Source organism: Pseudomonas sp. Z2-11 (assembly GCF_054161305.1).
Genome location: NZ_CP096395.1, coordinates 5,973,482 through 5,991,589 on the forward strand (window position 1 = coordinate 5,973,482; position 18,108 = coordinate 5,991,589).

22 protein-coding genes and 1 pseudogene are annotated in these 18,108 nt (G+C 61.5%); 16 read left to right on the forward strand and 7 right to left on the reverse strand.

Translation table 11 applies throughout. The annotated features are described in order from the left end of the window. Window positions 1-6 precede the first annotated feature (6 nt). From rnk to cyaY, 3 genes are all read right to left on the reverse strand, one after another. Window positions 7-417 carry a nucleoside diphosphate kinase regulator gene (rnk, locus tag M1E16_RS26720; RefSeq protein ID WP_305497965.1) on the reverse strand — a complete coding sequence of 137 codons (411 nt, stop codon included), beginning with the start codon at window positions 415-417 and terminating at the stop codon, window positions 7-9. A 258-nt stretch (window positions 418-675) separates the two neighbouring features. Further along, window positions 676-894, reverse strand: coding sequence for a DUF1289 domain-containing protein (locus tag M1E16_RS26725; protein WP_458128776.1), 219 nt, complete (start codon window positions 892-894; stop codon window positions 676-678). A 4-nt stretch (window positions 895-898) separates the two neighbouring features. Then, window positions 899-1,231 (reverse strand): iron donor protein CyaY, encoded by a 333-nt coding sequence (gene cyaY, locus M1E16_RS26730; RefSeq protein WP_434570964.1) that lies wholly within the window; start codon window positions 1,229-1,231, stop codon window positions 899-901. A gap of 184 nt (window positions 1,232-1,415) precedes the next feature. On the opposite strand from cyaY, the gene lptM reads away from it, so the two are divergent. Genes lptM through M1E16_RS26760 form a run of 6 tightly spaced genes read left to right on the forward strand, consistent with a single transcriptional unit; the run spans window position 1,416 to window position 6,028 of the window. Further along, window positions 1,416-1,595 carry an LPS translocon maturation chaperone LptM gene (lptM, locus tag M1E16_RS26735; RefSeq protein WP_264428547.1) on the forward strand — a complete coding sequence of 60 codons (180 nt, stop codon included), beginning with the start codon at window positions 1,416-1,418 and terminating at the stop codon, window positions 1,593-1,595. A gap of 9 nt (window positions 1,596-1,604) precedes the next feature. Next, window positions 1,605-2,852: a diaminopimelate decarboxylase gene (gene lysA, locus M1E16_RS26740; RefSeq protein WP_434627154.1), complete on the forward strand. Its 1,248-nt coding sequence runs from the start codon at window positions 1,605-1,607 to the stop codon at window positions 2,850-2,852. Between the two features lie 4 nt (window positions 2,853-2,856). Continuing rightward, entirely contained in the window at window positions 2,857-3,687 is an 831-nt protein-coding gene (dapF, locus tag M1E16_RS26745; RefSeq protein ID WP_458128777.1) for a diaminopimelate epimerase, read from the forward strand. Between the two features lie 12 nt (window positions 3,688-3,699). Beyond that, window positions 3,700-4,425, forward strand: coding sequence for a DUF484 family protein (locus tag M1E16_RS26750; RefSeq protein WP_305497960.1), 726 nt, complete (start codon window positions 3,700-3,702; stop codon window positions 4,423-4,425). A gap of 2 nt (window positions 4,426-4,427) precedes the next feature. Then, window positions 4,428-5,327 (forward strand): tyrosine recombinase XerC, encoded by a 900-nt coding sequence (gene xerC, locus M1E16_RS26755; protein WP_434602220.1) that lies wholly within the window; start codon window positions 4,428-4,430, stop codon window positions 5,325-5,327. After that, complete coding sequence (locus M1E16_RS26760; protein ID WP_434570957.1) at window positions 5,324-6,028, forward strand: HAD family hydrolase; 705 nt, start codon at window positions 5,324-5,326, stop codon at window positions 6,026-6,028. Before xerC ends, M1E16_RS26760 begins: the two co-directional genes overlap by 4 nt. 189 nt (window positions 6,029-6,217) lie before the next feature. Here M1E16_RS26760 and sutA read toward each other — a convergent pair whose 3' ends face one another. The 4 genes from sutA to glnK all read right to left on the reverse strand — a co-directional run bounded on the left by sutA (window position 6,218) and on the right by glnK (window position 8,989). Continuing rightward, window positions 6,218-6,541: a transcriptional regulator SutA gene (gene sutA / locus M1E16_RS26765; protein WP_007941277.1), complete on the reverse strand. Its 324-nt coding sequence runs from the start codon at window positions 6,539-6,541 to the stop codon at window positions 6,218-6,220. Window positions 6,542-6,642: 101 nt separating this feature from the next. Beyond that, entirely contained in the window at window positions 6,643-7,068 is a 426-nt protein-coding gene (locus M1E16_RS26770; protein ID WP_434570954.1) for a secondary thiamine-phosphate synthase enzyme YjbQ, read from the reverse strand. 213 nt (window positions 7,069-7,281) lie between these two features. Continuing rightward, window positions 7,282-8,616 (reverse strand): ammonium transporter, encoded by a 1,335-nt coding sequence (locus M1E16_RS26775; protein ID WP_305497956.1) that lies wholly within the window; start codon window positions 8,614-8,616, stop codon window positions 7,282-7,284. 34 nt (window positions 8,617-8,650) lie between these two features. Next, window positions 8,651-8,989 carry a P-II family nitrogen regulator gene (gene glnK / locus M1E16_RS26780; RefSeq protein WP_002555808.1) on the reverse strand — a complete coding sequence of 113 codons (339 nt, stop codon included), beginning with the start codon at window positions 8,987-8,989 and terminating at the stop codon, window positions 8,651-8,653. A gap of 415 nt (window positions 8,990-9,404) precedes the next feature. Between glnK and M1E16_RS26785 the strand changes: the two genes are divergently transcribed. The 10 genes and pseudogenes from M1E16_RS26785 to M1E16_RS26830 all read left to right on the forward strand — a co-directional run. Next, window positions 9,405-9,665, forward strand: coding sequence for an accessory factor UbiK family protein (locus M1E16_RS26785; RefSeq protein WP_458128778.1), 261 nt, complete (start codon window positions 9,405-9,407; stop codon window positions 9,663-9,665). 400 nt (window positions 9,666-10,065) lie between these two features. Beyond that, on the forward strand, window positions 10,066-10,497 hold the full coding sequence (locus M1E16_RS26790) for a hypothetical protein (protein WP_458128779.1): 432 nt from the start codon (window positions 10,066-10,068) through the stop codon (window positions 10,495-10,497). A gap of 99 nt (window positions 10,498-10,596) precedes the next feature. After that, window positions 10,597-11,397 carry a hypothetical protein gene (locus M1E16_RS26795; protein ID WP_458128780.1) on the forward strand — a complete coding sequence of 267 codons (801 nt, stop codon included), beginning with the start codon at window positions 10,597-10,599 and terminating at the stop codon, window positions 11,395-11,397. Between the two features lie 399 nt (window positions 11,398-11,796). Then, window positions 11,797-12,228, forward strand: a complete 432-nt coding sequence (locus M1E16_RS26800; protein WP_434627146.1) for a hypothetical protein — start codon at window positions 11,797-11,799, stop codon at window positions 12,226-12,228. Window positions 12,229-12,331: 103 nt separating this feature from the next. After that, a complete protein-coding gene (locus M1E16_RS26805) occupies window positions 12,332-13,111 on the forward strand; it encodes a hypothetical protein (protein WP_458128781.1) in 780 nt (259 codons plus the stop codon). A 100-nt stretch (window positions 13,112-13,211) separates the two neighbouring features. Further along, window positions 13,212-13,871 (forward strand): ABC transporter ATP-binding protein, encoded by a 660-nt coding sequence (locus tag M1E16_RS26810; protein WP_458130372.1) that lies wholly within the window; start codon window positions 13,212-13,214, stop codon window positions 13,869-13,871. Then, window positions 13,864-15,066 carry an ABC transporter permease gene (locus tag M1E16_RS26815; RefSeq protein WP_458128782.1) on the forward strand — a complete coding sequence of 401 codons (1,203 nt, stop codon included), beginning with the start codon at window positions 13,864-13,866 and terminating at the stop codon, window positions 15,064-15,066. Before M1E16_RS26810 ends, M1E16_RS26815 begins: the two co-directional genes overlap by 8 nt. Further along, window positions 15,059-16,537 carry a TolC family protein gene (locus M1E16_RS26820; RefSeq protein WP_458128783.1) on the forward strand — a complete coding sequence of 493 codons (1,479 nt, stop codon included), beginning with the start codon at window positions 15,059-15,061 and terminating at the stop codon, window positions 16,535-16,537. The genes M1E16_RS26815 and M1E16_RS26820 overlap by 8 nt, the downstream gene beginning before the upstream one ends. Next, entirely contained in the window at window positions 16,530-17,789 is a 1,260-nt protein-coding gene (locus tag M1E16_RS26825; protein WP_458128784.1) for an HlyD family secretion protein, read from the forward strand. Before M1E16_RS26820 ends, M1E16_RS26825 begins: the two co-directional genes overlap by 8 nt. 155 nt (window positions 17,790-17,944) lie before the next feature. After that, a pseudogene (locus tag M1E16_RS26830) lies at window positions 17,945-18,088 on the forward strand (magnesium chelatase domain-containing protein); the annotation flags it as partial. Window positions 18,089-18,108: the final 20 nt, after the last annotated feature.

The following is an 18,108-nucleotide window of genomic DNA, read 5'->3' on the forward strand; positions in this document are numbered from 1 at the left end:
CGGGGTTCAGGACGGGAAATCACCGCCATTGGCCGGCTGGGACTCGACTTCCAGCAACGTCAGCTTCAAGGTCTTGCCACCCGGCGCCGGCCAGTCGATGTGCTGCCCCACCTTCAAGCCCAGCAAGGCACTGCCCACCGGCGCCAGGATCGAAATCCGGCCCTCGTCGGCGTTGGCGTCCTTCGGGTAGACCAGCGTCAGATGGTAATCCTTGCCGCTGCTTTCCTCGCGGCAGTGCACGCGCGAATTCATGGTCACGACATCGGCGGGCACTTCATCGTGGCCGACCAGTGTCTCGGCGCGATCCAGTTCGGTTTGCAACGCGATCACACCGGGAAGCGTGTCATCCAGGCTGTCGATCAAGCGCTCCAGACGTTGTACGTCCAAGCGAGTCAGGGTGATGGAAGGTGCGGTCATGATCCAGGCAGACTCCTTTCTTCTGCACGAAAAAAGCAAAACCCCGCCACATAAGACGGGGTTTTCACGCGCCTCGATGAGTTGAGGCGTTGCTGGACACTACCACAGCTCAATAAATATACAACCCGGATGGTTCTTGCCCATCAGGTGGAAGGCTTTTGTGGCGAGGGAGCTTGCTCCCGCTGGGTTGCGAAGCGACCCCAAGAATCTTGCGACTGCTTCGCAGCCGAGCGGGAGCAAGCTCCCTCGCCACGGGCATCATGACAAAGACTTGCGTTTGGCGGCCTCGGCGCAGATCACCCGCCGGCGCTCATCATCCGCCGAGCGCCATTCGCGGATATCTTCCACGTGCCGGAAACAGCCGAGGCAGACCCTCTGCTCATCCAGCTTGCACACGCTGGTGCATGGCGACGGAACGGCGGGGCTGACGTTGCTGTAGAGCGGCTTGGGTGGCCGCGCCGGGGCTGGCTGGCTCACGCGGTCACAGTCCTTCGAATTCGAGCTCAGCGCCCGCCTGCTGCTTGACGATGCGTTCGAGCATCTCGCCCAACTGCTCTTCGCTCTTGTCGCACATCCAGCGCTCGCTTTCCTCGTCATAGTCGAAGTGAAAACCACCGGACACCGCCGCCAGCCACAACTGCCGCAACGGTTCCTGGCGGCTGAAGATCAGCTGGGTACCGTTTTCGAACTTGACGGTGAGTACACCAGCGGAAATTTCCAGATCGATATCCAGGCCACTGTCATCGAACACATCCTCCAGCGTTTGCTGGGTCGCATCGACCAGGTCGTGGAAACGGGCTTCAGTCAAACTCATTGCGGCAACCTCGAAAATGTCTGCTCATGCTCAAGCGCCGCAAGATACGGACGCTTCCCGGCGATTGCAAAGGATATACCGGTTGAGACCACCAGCGCCGCCGGACGGGCGCCCCGTTGCATAGGCAAGCTGACGGGTGGCCGGTATACTCCGGCGCAATTAACGCATTTTCAAGGATTTCGCCATGAAGCGCCTGATCTCTTCCCTTGCTGCGCTCGTCGCGGTTGCCTGCCTTGTGACAGCCTGTGGTCAAAAAGGTCCGCTGTACCTGCCTGATGACAGCAAGTCTCCCGAAGAACAAGCAGAGCAGGCCAAGTCGTCGCAATCCAAGTCACACGCGCACGACACCCACACCACTTACTAAGGGACCGCCATGGACGCTTTTAACTACCGTGGCGGGGAGCTGTTCGCGGAAGGGGTTGCCCTGTCCGCGATAGCCGAACGTTTCGGCACGCCGACCTACGTCTATTCCCGTGCCCATATCGAAGCCCAGTACCGCACCTTCGCCGATGCCCTCGAAGGCATGCCGCACCTGGTGTGCTTCGCGGTAAAAGCCAACTCGAACCTGGGCGTGCTCAACGTCCTGGCGCGCCTTGGCGCCGGCTTCGACATCGTCTCCGGAGGCGAGCTGGAGCGTGTGCTGGCCGCGGGTGGCAGCGCCGACAAGATCGTTTTCTCTGGTGTCGGCAAGACCCGCGAAGACATGCGCCGCGCGCTGCAAGTCGGAGTGCATTGCTTCAACATCGAATCCACCGACGAGCTGGAGCGGTTGCAGGTCGTCGCCGCCGAGCTGGGCGTGCGCGCACCGGTTTCCTTGCGCGTGAACCCGGACGTCGATGCTGGTACCCACCCGTACATTTCCACTGGCCTCAAGGAAAACAAGTTCGGCATCGCCATTGCCGACGCCGAGGACGTGTATGTACGTGCAGCCCAGCTGCCAAACCTGGAAGTGCTCGGCGTCGATTGCCATATCGGCTCGCAACTGACCACCCTCGAACCGTTCATCGATGCCCTCGACCGCCTGCTGGCGCTGGTCGATCGCCTCGGCGACTGCGGCATCTACCTGCGTCACATCGACCTGGGCGGCGGTGTCGGCGTGCGTTATCGCGACGAAGAACCGCCATTGGTGGCCGACTACATCAAGACCGTGCGCGAGCGCCTCGAAGGCCGCGACCTGGCATTGATGTTCGAGCCCGGTCGCTACATCGTCGCCAATGCCGGCGTGCTGCTGACCCAGGTCGAGTACCTCAAGCACACCGAGCACAAGGATTTCGCCATCGTCGACGCGGCCATGAATGACCTGATCCGTCCGGCGCTGTACCAGGCCTGGATGGATGTCACCGCGGTGCGCCCACGCGATACCGCGGCCCGCGCCTACGACATCGTCGGGCCGATCTGCGAAACCGGCGACTTCCTGGCCAAGGGTCGGGAGCTGGCGCTGGAAGAAGGCGATCTGCTGGCCGTGCATTCGGCGGGTGCCTACGGGTTTGTCATGAGTTCCAACTACAACACCCGCGGCCGTTGCGCCGAGGTGCTGGTGGACGGTGATCAGGCATTCGAAGTGCGCCGCCGCGAGACGGTAGCCGAGCTGTTTGCCGGCGAAAGCCTGTTGCCGGAGTAATACCATGCTGCTGCGTTTTACCAAGATGCACGGCCTGGGCAATGACTTCATGGTCCTCGACCTGGTCAGCCAGCACGCGCACATCCTGCCCAAGCATGCCAAGCAATGGGGCGACCGCCACACCGGCATCGGCTTCGACCAGTTGCTGATCGTCGAGGCGCCGAACAACCCGGACGTGGATTTCCGCTACCGGATCTTCAATGCCGACGGTTCCGAAGTGGAGCAGTGCGGCAACGGTGCGCGCTGCTTCGCCCGCTTCGTGCTGGACAAGCGCCTGACTGCCAAACGGCAGATTCGCGTCGAGACCAAAAGCGGCATCATCGAACTGGATGTCCGCAGCGACGGCCAGATCGGCGTCAACATGGGCGCCCCACGCCTGGTTCCGGCGGACATTCCGTTCCAGGCACCGGCCCAGGCCCTGAGCTATACCGTCGACGTCGACGGTACGCCGGTGGAACTGGCGGCGGTGTCCATGGGCAACCCCCATGCCGTGCTGCGGGTGGATGATATAAACAGTGCGCCCGTGCACGAACTGGGGCCGAAGATCGAGCATCATCCGCGCTTCCCGGCGCGGGTGAACGTCGGCTTCCTGCAGATCATCGATCGGCATCGCGCGCAACTGCGTGTCTGGGAACGCGGCGCCGGGGAAACCCAGGCGTGCGGCACCGGCGCCTGCGCTGCCGCCGTCGCCGCGATCAGCCAGGGGTGGATGGATTCGCCATTGCTGATCGACCTGCCCGGCGGGCGCCTGTCCATCGAATGGGCAGGCCCTGGCCAACCGGTGATGATGACCGGCCCGGCCGTACGCGTATACGAAGGACAAGTTCGTCTTTGAGTGAGCCAAACCATGACCGATAAGCCTCAGGTTCCAGCCCCGCAGCCCGACGAATCCCCGAGCCAGAACCCGGAAGCCGCAGCCGTGGCCGCTTACCTGGAGGCCCATCCGGACTTTTTCGTCGAGCATGAAGACCTGCTTTCGACGATGCGCATTCCCCACCGGCGCGGCGATACCGTGTCGCTGGTGGAGCACCAGATGAAGATCCTGCGCGAACGCAACATCGAAATGCGCCACCGTCTTTCGCACCTCATGGACGTGGCGCGTGACAACGACCGGCTCTTCGACAAGACCCGTCGCCTGATCCTCGCGTTGATGGACGCCAGCACACTGGAAGACCTGGTGATGAGCGTCGAAGACAGCCTGCGCCAGGATTTCCAGGTGCCTTTTGTCAGCCTCATACTGTTTGGCGACAACGCCATGCCGGTTGGGCGCTGGGTGACTCACGCCGAAGCGCAGACCGCCATCGGCGGCCTGCTCACGGAAAACAAAAGCGTCAGCGGCAGCCTGCGCGAACATGAGCTGGATTTCCTGTTCGGCGAAGAACAACGCAAGCAGATCGGCTCTACGGCCGTCGTCGCCATTGCCCACCAGGGCGTGCACGGCGTGCTGGCCATCGCCAGCCGCGATCCGCAGCACTACAAGAGCTCGGTCGGCACATTGTTCCTGAGTTATATCGCCGAAGTCACCGGCCGCGTGCTGCCACGGGTTGCCGGTTCGCTGCGCTCGGTACGCTGACGATGGAACGGCAACTGGACGCCTACTGCGAGCACCTGCGCAGTGAGCGCCAGGTGTCGCCCCACACCTTGTCGGCGTATCGCCGCGACCTCGAAAAGGTGCTGGGCTGGTGCCAGAAACAGAATATCGGCAGCTGGTCGGCGCTGGATATCCAGCGCCTGCGCAGCCTGATTGCCCGCCTGCATCAACAAGGGCAATCCTCCCGCAGCCTGGCGCGACTGTTGTCGGCGGTGCGCGGCTTGTACCAGTACCTCAATCGTGAAGGCCTTTGCGACCACGACCCGGCCACCGGCCTGGCACCGCCCAAGGGCGAGCGTCGGCTGCCCAAGACCCTCGACACCGACCGCGCCTTGCAATTGCTGGAGGGCGCCGTCGAGGATGACTTTCTCGCGCGACGAGACCAGGCAATCCTGGAGCTGTTCTATTCCTCGGGCCTACGGCTTTCGGAACTGACCGGGCTGAACCTGGAACAACTGGACCTGGCCGACGGCATGGTTCAGGTGCACGGCAAGGGCAGCAAGACCCGGCTGCTGCCTATCGGTCGCAAGGCCCGCGAAGCCTTGGACCTGTGGCTGCCGCTCCGGGCAATGGCCAACCCGGCCGATGATGCGGTCTTCGTCAGCCAGCAAGGCCGGCGCCTCGGGCCGCGAGCGATACAATTGCGGGTCAAGGCTGCCGGTGAGCGCGAACTTGGGCAGAACCTGCATCCACACATGCTGCGACATTCGTTCGCCAGTCACCTGCTCGAATCGTCCCAGGACCTGCGCGCCGTCCAGGAGCTGCTCGGCCATTCGGACATCAAGACCACCCAGATCTATACCCATCTGGACTTCCAGCACCTGGCGACGGTCTATGACAGTGCCCACCCCAGGGCCAAACGCATCAAGGGCGACGAATCATGACCATCGAACTCATCACTTTCGACCTGGACGACACCCTGTGGGACACCGCCCCGGTGATCGCCAGCGCCGAAGCCGTATTACGTCAGTGGCTGACCGATAACGCACCGGACCTGGGCGACTTTCCGGTGGAGCGCTTGTGGGCAATCCGCACGCAAGTGCTCAGCGAAGAGCCGGACCTCAAGCACCGCATCAGTGCCTTGCGCCGACGCGTGCTGTTCCGGGCGCTGCAAGACGCCGGCTATGACCAATGGCGGGCTTCGGAGCTGGCAGACCAAGGATTCGAGGCCTTCCTGCACGCCCGCCATCAACTGGAGGTCTTTCCCGAGGTGCAGCCGACCCTGGAATTGCTCGCCAATGATTACGCCCTGGGCGTCGTCACCAATGGCAACGCCGATGTCCGGCGCCTGGGGCTGGCGGATTACTTCAAGTTCGCCCTGTGCGCCGAGGACATCGGCATCGCCAAGCCCGACGCCCGGTTGTTCCACGAAGCCCTGCAACGCGGTGGCGCGACCGCGCAGACTGCCGTGCACATCGGCGATCACCCGGGCGACGACATCGCCGGCGCCCAACAGGCCGGCCTGCGCGCAGTGTGGTTCAACCCGACAGGCAAGGCGTGGGACGCCGACCATGCGCCGGATGCGGAGATCCGCAGCCTGACCGAACTGCCGGAGTTATTGGCAGGATGGCATAACCCGCGCTGAGCCCCCAACGCCGCCTGTGTGGGAGCGAGCCCGCTCGCGAAGACGGCGGTACATTCAGCACTGATGTATCAGGTAAACAGCTATCGCGAGCAGGCTGACTCCCACAAGGGCCCGCCTTGGACACCTGATCCGCACCCATGAAAAAGCCCGCAGCGACGGCGGGCTTTTTCAGCAAGCAAGGGCAGATACTCAGATCGGGCGGCTGCCGTACTTGTTGTCAGGCTTCTTGGGCGGATCGGCGACCACATTGGCCTCCACTTCCTGCACCTTGCCACCCCGGGCCAGGAATTCCTCCATGGCCTTGGCGAGCGCATCACGCTCCTTGTTCTTGGCCTCTACGCTCGGCAACTCGTCGACCGATACCGCCGCCTTGGCCTTGCCTTTGGCGGTCGGGACCGGAACATCGGCACCGTCATCGTCAGCGACGTCTTCAGCCGCCGCTTCCAGGCCTTCTTCGGCCTCGTCTTCATCACCTACTTCGAGGTCGTCGTTTTCCAGATCATCGTCGCTCATGTTCTACCTCATGACTTGCGAAAAGCAGATTAGTTATAGCCCAGCTTCGCCATCTGTCGAAGGCTGCCAGAAAAAATTCAACATCCGCCAACCATCAGCGGTCATGCCCCTTCACCGTACAAGGTGGCGAGGACTTTACGAGTACCGCCATGATCACGGTGCTCGCCCAGATAAACACCTTGCCAGGTGCCCAACGCCAACCGTCCCGCCGTTACCGGAAGACTGAGCTGACATCCCAGCACGCTGGCCTTGAAGTGCGCCGGGAGGTCGTCCAGGCCTTCGTCGTTATGCTCATAGTCGGCGGTTCCTTGTGGGATCAGCCGATTGAAAAATCGTTCGAAGTCTCGACGTACCGCCGGATCGGCGTTCTCGTTGATGGTCAGCGAGGCCGAGGTGTGCTGCAGCCACAGATGCAACAGACCGACACGACATGCCTTGAGTTCAGGCAGGCCGGCGAGCAACTCGTCCGTTACCAGATGAAAGCCCCGGGGCCTTGCCCGCAGGGTTATCAGCGTCTGTTGCCACATACAGTTCTCCGCACGTTCGGCGCGCATTCTAGCGCGCTCTGGGAAAAAACAAAGGGCCTAATATTCCTGCTTTCCTGTAAGTCTTTGGCGGTAGCAAAACCCGTGTCGCATACACAACAAAAGGCGTCGGAAAAACCAGCACGCCCTGTGAGCAATGACAAATTCCAGACAAAAAAATGCCCGGCGAACCGGGCATTTTTTATTGGAGCGCGATTACAGGTTGTAACCACGTTCGTTGTGCTGCGCCAGGTCCAGGCCCACGGCCTCTTCTTCCTCGGAAACCCGCAGACCCATGACGGCGTCGAGGACCTTGAGGATGATGAAGGTGACAACCGCCGTGTAGATCACGGTGAAGCCTACGCCCTTGAACTGAATCCACACTTGCGCACCGATATCGGTCACGGTGCCGAAGCCGCCCAGCGCTGGCGCTGCGAACACACCGGTCAGGATGGCGCCGAGGATACCGCCGATGCCATGCACGCCAAAGGCGTCCAGGGAGTCGTCATAGCCGAGCTTGCGCTTGAGGGTGGTGGCGCAGAAGAAGCACACCACGCCCGCCGCCAGGCCAATAACGAGGGCGCCCATCGGGCCCACGGTGCCGGCCGCCGGGGTGATTGCAACCAGGCCGGCCACGACGCCCGAGGCGATGCCCAGTGCGCTTGGCTTACCGTGGGTGATCCACTCGGCGAACATCCAGCCCAGCGCGGCGGCTGCGGTGGCGATCTGGGTGACCAGCATCGCCATGCCGGCGGTGCCGTTGGCCGCGACGGCGGAACCGGCGTTGAAACCGAACCAGCCCACCCACAACATGGCCGCGCCCATCAGGGTGTAACCCAGGTTGTGCGGCGCCATCGGCGTGGTCGGGAAGCCTTTGCGCTTGCCCAGCACCAGGCACGCCACCAGGCCTGCGATACCGGCGTTGATGTGCACCACGGTGCCACCGGCGAAGTCCAGTACACCCCAGTCCCACATCAGGCCGCCGTTGCCGGACCAGACCATGTGCGCAATCGGCGCATACACCAGGGTGAACCACACGCCCATGAAGATCAGCATGGCGGAGAACTTCATCCGCTCGGCGAACGCGCCGACGATCAGGGCCGGGGTGATGATCGCGAAGGTCATCTGGAAGGTAATGAAGACTGCTTCAGGGAACAACGCCGCCGGGCCGGTGATGCTGGCCGGGGTGACGCCCGCCAGGAACGCTTTGCCCAGGCCACCGACGAAGGAGTTGAAGTTGACGACGCCCTGCTCCATGCCGGTAGTGTCGAACGCGATGCTGTAGCCATAGATGACCCACAACACGCTGATCAGACCAGTAATGGCGAAGCACTGCATCATCACGGAAAGAATGTTTTTCGACCGAACCATGCCGCCGTAGAACAGCGCAAGGCCGGGAATGGTCATGAACAGAACAAGAATCGTGGCCGTCAGCATCCAGGCGGTGTCGCCGGAATTGAGGACTGGGGCTGCCGCTTCTTCTGCCATGGCCAGGCCAGGCATTACGAAGGACAACAGGGCTCCTAGCCCTGCGAATTTACGCAGAGTCATATTGTTTTCTCCTGGGGCGTTGGGGTTTGGCGGCTTAGATAGCGTCGGTATCGGTTTCGCCGGTACGGATGCGGATAGCCTGTTCCAGATTGACCACAAAGATCTTTCCGTCACCAATCTTGCCGGTGTTGGCGGCCTTGGTAATCGCCTCGATGACCCGATCAAGATCCTTGTCGTCGATGGCAACGTCGATCTTCACCTTGGGCAGGAAATCGACCACGTATTCCGCGCCGCGGTACAGCTCGGTGTGGCCTTTCTGCCGACCGAAGCCTTTGACTTCAGTGACGGTAATGCCCTGCACGCCGATTTCGGACAGCGACTCGCGCACGTCGTCCAACTTGAACGGCTTGATGATGGCAGTGACTAGCTTCATGAAACTCTCTCCCGAATTGGTGGACTTGCCCCAGGAAAACAAACCCGACTCAAGTCTAAGCGCAGTGCCTGGCTTTGTAACGCGTCGTCGGCCGAAGTTGCCCGACTGGCGCCAGCTGACTACTCCTGACGAAACTCCCCGCTCCGCCTGCTGCACTGCATTCGTCACAGCGACTGCATCAGTGCATGGGTCATCAGCCACTAAGCAGAAAGCTTGCCATCTGTGCCCAACCCCCCGGATTTCAACCCCCTTGACCACCGCGCCCGCCCGGCACGCGCCACGAACCGGAGCGATACGCACAACAACGGTGCGGTGACGCCCGGCACAGTGCGCGAAAAGCGTGCATCCGCGCCTGGCAAATTGACTATAGACCCTGCGTGATACACTGCCCGCCATCGTTTCCAGGACACCTGCCATGCTTGCCCCCAAAGATCTCCTCGACGCCCTGAGCGGCCACGCCTCCCGCCTGTTGAGCGGCGACACCCCCCTGCCCAAAGGCGAAATCGAAAGCCAGTTCAAGGCTTTATTGCAAAGCGGGTTCAGCAAGCTGGACCTGGTCAGCCGGGAAGAATTCGACAGCCAGATGGTGGTGCTGGCCCGAACTCGGGCGCGGCTGGAAAGCCTGGAGGCGAAGGTGACGGAGTTGGAGGCGCGGCTGAATCCACCTGCGGAATAACGCGCACTTCTGAAGGCATTACCCAAGGCCGCGATTTTTGGTTTTTTACTTGCGGCCATCCCGATAGCGGGAAACTTTCTCTCGCCCTTTCTCTTCCGGATGAGTTCGGCGCATCAGCCGCGACGGCCATCTTCGCGAAAAATCCTACAAAAGCCTCCTAAATTCGTCGAATACGCTAACTTTATCCAAAATCCCGTTAAAGCTTCCCTGGCATTCGCCGCTAAATCTTCGTAATGGAATGCGCCAACGAGCTGGACTTTGCGCAAGTCGGACTTTCAACGAATGGGGTCGACGCGAAGTAACCGGAATGGACGTGCAGCCAGCATCAAGGCTGCAAACCGGGCAAGGCGGACGGCTGTCCGTCGTGCGACATACGTACATGTCAAACAGGTAAAACGGCATGCAATTGAAAAAACGCAGCGTCGCGGCTTTGGCCGTCTGCTCCCTGCTCGTCGCTGGTGCGGCGCAAGCAGGTCCATTGATCCGGGTAACCGTCAAGAACCTCGGCAATGTAGAGGCCAAGTACTCGGTCATCGGCAATAACGAAGCCCTCACCAACGCCAATGCACAACCCAAGCCCGAGGATACGATCAAACCGCAGCAGTCCAGCTCCTTTGAGGTGCGAGATCAACGCAACCCTGCCATTGCCACCGCGGTCATCCGCTATAGCGTCGACGGCAAAACTTGCGTGTTCAGTACCTTTTACAGCAACCCCAAGATACCTAAATGGACGAAAGATGCGCAGAGCAGCAACGGAGCTCGCTGCACGGCGGCAATTACTTCGGTAAGCGCGTCCGACCATTCGTGGACCACCGAATTCACGATCAGGTAAACCCCGCCAGGTGTGTCCAGGGCGGCCATACGAGGCGGCCCTGGCCTTATCAAACGCAGCGCACAAACCGCACTGCAGTTGAGCTACGGAGATAAAACAATGGATGGTATCAACCGCGCACGTACGCCCTACGCAACAACCTTGAAAACCACCTCAAGCCTCATGAAACCTACCGACCACAAAGCCGGCCCCGGTCCGACGACCGAGGTGCAACCCAGCGCCCTGAAAGACAATACCGATACCGCCCAACTCTCGCCGCTGGCGCAGATGCTCAGCGACGCGGCAGCACGTGCAGCAGAACGGGACGCCAGCAATGACCGTACTGGCTTGGCGTACATTGCCAAGCGAGTCACGCAAGACATTTACAGCCCTGTCTTCCAAAGAAACAAGCAAGTTAACGACGCCGAGGTGCCGGCGTCGGACGATCCGCAGCGGCTGGAACAGGCTCAACAGGCGACGAACCACCTCAACAACAAGGGCGCCAACCCTTTTCAGGATCTGTCCCTCGAGCAACTGACGTTGATCGTCTACGACGACAGTGGTGACTTTACCGTCAATGAACGCAGGGCCGCTTGGAGCGCGGCCCATGATTTGGAATCCGCATGGGCCAAGTCAGTGTTTTATAAGAGCATCGGGGAGCAAGAGCGCAATGGGTATGTGTCCCCGCAGCACTTCCAGGACACTCTCAATCATTACAAGAACCTGCCGCCCATCATGGAGGCACAAGTCTTCGGCGACTACGAAGCCGATTACAACCAAATGATCAAGAGCGCCGAACTTGCCAAGGCGCGGAAGATAAGCGGCAGCGACGACGGAATGCCCCCATGGCAATCGTTGCTTGAGCTGATGCTGGCGCAGCAGCAGAAAGACAAACCCGAAACGCCCGCGACAGAAGCTTGAGCAGGCATCAACCGTCCCCCTTCCACGAAAGGGGGCTCGCTCAGGATGGAAAAGGAATGCCTGAACACCTCCCTCCGGAGCGTTTGTGTCAGTGCCATGGATATGGCTCATGCTGGATTTCCTATACAGGCAGGAAAAATCCTACAAAAACCGCCTAAATGTATCGATCAGGCGCAAATTATCCAGAAACCGATTAAAGCTTCCTTGCCGCTCGCCGCTAAATCTTCGTAATGGAATGCGCTAACGAGCTGGACTTTGCGCAAGTCGGGCCCTTTCAACCAAAGGGGTCGATGCGAAGTAACCGGAATGGACATGCAGCCAGCATCAAGGCTGTAAACCGGGCAAGGCGGACGGCTGTCCGTCGTGCGACATACGAACATGTCAAACAGGTAAAACGGCATGCAATTGAAAAAACGCAGCGTCGCGGCTTTGGCCGTCTGCTCCCTGCTCGTCGCTGGTGCGGCGCAAGCAGGTCCAACGATACGGGTTACCGTCAAGAATCTTGGCAGCGCGACGGTCAAGTATTCGTTCCAGGGCAACAACGAAGCCCTCACCCACGCGAATGCGACACCCAAGCCTGCGGATACGATCAATCCGCAGCAAGCCATCACTTTCGAAGTGCGAGACCAGCGCAACCCTGCGATTGCCACTGCGGTCGTCCGCTATGGCGCCGACGGCAAAACTTGCGTGTTCAGCACCTTCTACATCAACCCCAAGCTGCCTAAATGGACCAAGGACGCGCAGGCTACCGGCCGAGTCCGCTGCAATGCGACGATTACCGCAATAAACGCGTCCGATCACTCGTGGAACATTGAGTTCACGATCCAGTAAAAGCCGGCCAGGTTTGCCTTGGAGGGTAAATCCGAGGCAGTCCTGGCCTGATCGAATGCGGTGCACTTACAGCGCACCGCAGCTTAGAGATGGAGGCAAAACAATGGATGGTATCAACGGCGCACGCCTGCACTACGCAACGAACCTGAAAGCCACCGCAAGCCCGCTAGAGCCGACCGACAAGGTCGGCGCCAGCCCGAGGAGCGAGGTGCAACCCGGCGCCTTGAGCGGCAATACCACCACCCGACTCTCGCCGATGGCACAGCTGCTCAGCGACGCAGCAGCACGCGCTGCGGAGCGGGACGCCAGCAATGATCGTGCAGGCTTGGCGGACATTGCCCGGCGAGCCACGCAAGATTTCTTCATCCCCTATGTCGCGAAAAACAAGGAAATCCGCGACGCCGAAGTGCCGCCCTCGGACGATCCGCAGCGCCTGGATCAGGCACAGCAGGCAACGAACTTCCTCAACAAGAAAGGCGGCAACCCGTTCGCGAACCTTTCCATCGAGCAACTGACGCTGATCATCTATGACGACAGCGGTGACTTTACTCACAATGAACGCAGAGTGGCATGGGAAACCTATAGCGACGCGCACGGCGCCTGGACCTTCACAGTCACCAATAAGCTGATGGATGAGGATAAAACCCCGGAAACCATCAGGGATGTTCTCAATTACTACAAAAGCCTGCCCCCCATTCAGGAAGCTCAGATGCTCGGCGATTACGAAGCCGACTTTACTCAACAGATCAAGAGTGCCGAATTGGCCAAAGCGCGGAGGTTAAGCGGCAGCGACGACGGAATGCCCCCATGGCAATCGTTGCTTGAGCTGATGCTGGCGCAGCAGCAGAAAGACAAACCCGAAACGCCCGCGACAGACGCCTGAGCAGGCTTCGACCCTAAACCCCTTTCCATGAAAGGGGCTCGCTCAGGACGGAAAACGAATGCCTGAAAATCTCCCTCCCGAACTGATCCGCGTACAAAGCATGAGCCATATCCATGGCATCGACGCGACCGCACGCGCCACCCTGCGCGATGTGTCGCTGACCATCAATGCAGGACAGAGCTGCGCCATTATCGGCGCCTCGGGATCCGGCAAAAGTACCCTGCTCGGCTTGATCGGCCTGCTTGACCAACCTTCGACCGGGCAGGTCTACCTGGCTGGCCGCGACATGACCCAGGCAAGCGCTGACGCTCGCGCGATGATGCGCAACCGACACATCGGCTTCGTCTTTCAGAGCTTCAACCTGCTGCCACGCCTGGACGCCCTGGACAATGTCGCGCTGGCGCTGCTCTACCGCGGCATATCTCGCCAGGCTGCCCAGGCAGCCGCGCGGCGCCAGCTATTGCAGCTCGGTCTGGGCGAACGCCTGCATCATCGCCCGGCACAGTTGTCCGGAGGCCAACGCCAGCGCGTGGCCATCGCGCGAGCGCTGGTGGGAGAACCGGCCTTGCTGCTGGCCGACGAACCCACCGGCAATCTCGACAGCCAGACCGCCAGCGAGGTCATCGAACTGCTGCTGGCGCTCAATCGGGAGCGGGGCGTCACCCTGATAGTCGTCACCCACGACCCGGACATCGCCAAGCGCATGCAGCGCTGCCTGCGGATCAGCGAGGGCCGCCTGTGGGAAATGCCTCATGACTGAGTCGACTCGCTACGGACCGTTGCCCTGGCAACTGCTGACCGAGGCCCTCGACAGCCTGCGCCGCCTGGGACGACGAGCCTTGCTGGCATTGCTGGGTATCGCGGTTGGCTGCGCGGCGGTAGTTGCGCTGCTGAACATTGGCCACAACGCCCAAGCCCGGAGCATGGAGGTATTCCAGGCGATGGGCAGCGACCTGCTGGTCGCCGACGTGAAGCCGGCCTCGAACAAGGGAGTGTCGGGGCATGCCCCGACCAATCTCGATAACCAGGCCCTTCGCGAGGCGTTACCTGAGGTGCTGGCGGTCAGCGCTCTGAACCTGGCCTCAGTGCACGCAAGCATGCATGGGCGACCGCTCAATACCCTGCTGGCCGGGGTCGACCCGGAAATAGCCTCGGTGCTTGGCCTGCAGCCGGAGCAAGGACGATTCCTCAGCCGCTACGATGCCCAGAGCACCCATGCAGTGCTCGGCGCAACCTTGGCCGCCCAGCACGCCCCCGTCGCGCCGGGTGATACGTTGCAACTGGCCGGCTATCTGTTCCAGGTGATCGGCATACTCCACAGCCATGGTCAAAATCCCCTGCTGCCGTTGCCCATCGATGACAGCATCCTGGTGCCGATCGAGGGCATGCGCCGCCTCGTTTCCGCACCGCAAATCGGCACTGTGCTGGTGCGCAGCAACGAAGGCGCGGACTCACAAACCCTAGCCCAGAAACTGCATGACTACCTGCTGACATCCTTGCCCGGTCGGGAGATCGACGTGCAGGTCCCGCAGCGGTTACTCGACGGTCTCGCCCAACAATCGCAGTTGTTCTCCTGGTTGTTGGCAGGGTTGGGGGGAATTTCGCTCTTGGTCGGTGGCGTCGGCGTGATGAACATCATGTTGATGAACGTCGCCGAACGCCGCGGCGAAATCGGTGTCCGCATGGCACTGGGTGCTCGCCCGCGGGACATCGCCTGGCTGTTTCTGCTGGAGGCCATGGTGCTGACAGTCGCCGGAGCGTCCACCGGTGCTCTGCTCGGAGTGGCAACCGGCTGGTTGTTCGTCTTGCTGTCAGGCTGGATGGATTTCACGCTCTCGCCCCTTTCACTGCCGCTGGGCATGGGCGGTGCGCTGCTCACGGGGTTGCTCTTTGGCCTGAGCCCGGCGCTGTCCGCCGCGCGCCTGCAGCCGGTGCAGGCGCTGCGTGATGATTAAAGCCTGGGCGGTTGCCTTGCTGCTGACGCCGCCCAGTGGGGCGGTGCTGGCAGATACAGCGCTGTCACCGTCACAGGCGACTCGGCCGGGCACTCCCTCCGCGGCTGTCGCCAGCGCCTCGCTCAATGCCTACGGCATCGAGCTGACCCTCAGCGATGCGATCTACCTGGGACTGCGCGACAACCGCGCCATTCGCAGCGCTTACCTGGAACGGATCGGCCAGAAATTCGCTTTGCGCGTGGCCGAGGACCGCTTCAGCCCCAAGCTGTTCGTGCGCGGCAGTTACCTGTCCAGCCATAACCAGCTCGATCGCTATCGGCAAGGTGAAATCGCACCGGTTTCAACGCTGCTCACCCCTTACGGCACGCGCGTCGGCCTGGGCTGGACCTGGCGCCAGACCGATGCCGACAGGGCGGGACTGACACGCAATGACGGCGCCAATATCACGATCATCCAGCCGCTGCTGCGCGGCGCCGGCCGCGATGTCGCCACCGCCCCAGTACAACTGGCGCGCCTGAGCGAGCAGGTCAACCGCCTGGCGCTGAAAGACCGGGTGGCGCAGACGATCACCCAAATCATTACCGCCTACCGCACGCTCCTGCAGGCTCAGGAGCAGCTGAACATCTCCAGCAACGCTTTGGCGCGGGCGCGCCAACTGCTCGGCGTCAACCAGGCAATGATCGACGCCGGGCGCATGGCCGCGTTTGAGATCGTCCAGACCGAGGCCGAAGTCGCCAACCAGGAGCTGAGCCACGAAGACGCCCGCAACCAACTGGAAAACGCTCGCCTGGCATTGTTGCAACTGCTTGCGCTGGACCTCGACACTCCAATCATTGCCAGCGAGGCCATGCAAGCCGCGCCCCTCGACATCGACACTGCACAGGCCGTGCGCCAGGCCGAAGCATTGCAACCGACCTACCTCATCCAACTGATCGCCGGCCAGCAGGCCCGGATAAACAGGGTCGTGGCACGCAACGAGCGCCTATGGGACGTATCGCTGGTCGGCGGCGGCGGTCAGGTCCGTGATCGCAACAATCTCCACGGCAGCACCCGAAGCTGGGAGAACTACGTGGGCGTGCAGGTGGAGATTCCGATCGGCGACCTGAGCGCCCGCCAGGCTGAAGTCCAGGCCCGGGTCGACGTGGAGAACCAGCAGGTCCGCACGCAAGAGGCTCATCAGGAACTGCAGCGTGGCGTGACCAACGCAGTACGCGACATCGGCGCGCGCTGGCGACAGTATCAAATCGCCCGGCGCGCCGAGGAGCTGTCCCAGCGAAAGCTGGACATCGAGCAAGAAAAACTCACCGTGGGGCGTTCGAGCAACTTTCAGGTTCTCAGCTTCGAAAATGACCTGCGCATGGCGCAGAGTGCCCGATTGGCCGCACTCATCAGTTACCTCAACGCCCAGGCGGAACTGGATCAGACCTTGGGCACCACCCTGCAAAGCTGGGACATCGCTTTGAATGACTAACCCCATCACACTCAAGCCTGCATTGCTCTTTTTCGGATTGAGCGCGTTGATCATTATCGCGTTACGCTGGCCGCCGGCGCCCTCCGATACCCGCGCAACGGCAAGCACGGCGCCTGATTGGGTGCATATCGAACCGCGATTGCTGGAAAGCCGGCTGGGGCTGATCGGACGTATCCAGGCCGTCAACCAGGTTACCTTGACCGCCCCGTTTGATGGCTTGCTTGCCGAGGTGCGGGTACACGAAGGACAACGGGTCGAGAAAGGCCAGGTGCTGCTGACGCTGGACCCCGCGCAATTGCAGATCCAGCTGCGCCAGGCCCAGGCGCAACTGCTCAAGGCACAGCGCGAGGCCCGCCGCTTGCAGCATTGGAGCAAAGGCTCCGAGGTCAGCAATGCCCGACGGGCTCTGAACAATGCCAGGCAGAGCCTGGCCGCCAGCGAAAGTAACCGGCGTGACACGCAAGCGTTGTTCGAACGTGGCATCGTCGCGAGGATGGAACTCGAAACGCTGGAGCAGCAGGTGCGCAGCGACCAGCAACAGCTCAGCGCGGCAACCGAGGAACTGGCCACGACATTGGCGTACGGCCAGGGCGAGGAACGCCATATCGCCGAGATGGAGCTGGCTAATGCGCAGGCGCATCACCAGGCCGTCGAAACGCTGCATGCCCGCCGAGAAGTGACGGCGCCGGTGAGCGGTTATGTCGTGCGACCTGTCATGCCGGGTGACGGCCAACCGGTAGCGGTGCAACCTGGCGTGGCCGTGAGCCGGGGCACGCCGTTGCTTGGCGTCATTGGCCTGGACCGTTTCCAAGCCCTTGCTCGCGTGGATGAAACCGACCTGTACCTGTTACGTGAGGGCATGCCAGTGCAAATCACTGGTGATGGATTCGCCGGTGAACTGAGCGGCCGCATACTGGCCATCGGAATCCAGAACGAGGCGGCCGACCAGCAGGACACAGGCGCGCGCTATAAGGTCCAGGTGTCAATTGATACGGCCGTCGCCGATTTCGACCCCCCGCTGCGGACCGGTATGAGCGCGCGTCTGGCAGTGATTCTGTACCGCGACGAACAGGGTATCGCCGTACCACCGCACGCCCTTCGCCGCGATGAGTCCGGTGCCACCTACGTGCTGTACCGGGCGACAGCACAAGCCCGCCCCGAGCGCGTAATGGTCAGCGCACGTACAACAGTCGCGGAAGGCGTGGTCGTGCAGGGGCTTACGCCCGGGTTTGTCGAGGTGCCGGGTTCATAAAACCGCGGTGGAACCGGGCACGAGCGGCGCTGATTCAACTCTGGCGCAACATTTTGCCAACCTTTTGTCATCGATCGCCATAACCAAACGCTCCCTCACAACTAACCTTCAAGAACCGCAGGATGCGGTTCTCTCTACCACTCAAGGAACGATTCATGTCACTCGCCATCGTTCACAGCCGCGCCCAGGTCGGCGTCGAAGCGCCCGCTGTCACCGTCGAAGTCCATCTGGCCAATGGCTTGCCGTCGCTGACCATGGTCGGCCTGCCGGAGGCGGCGCTTTATGAGCGCTATAATAGACACATATGGTTCTGTTTAGA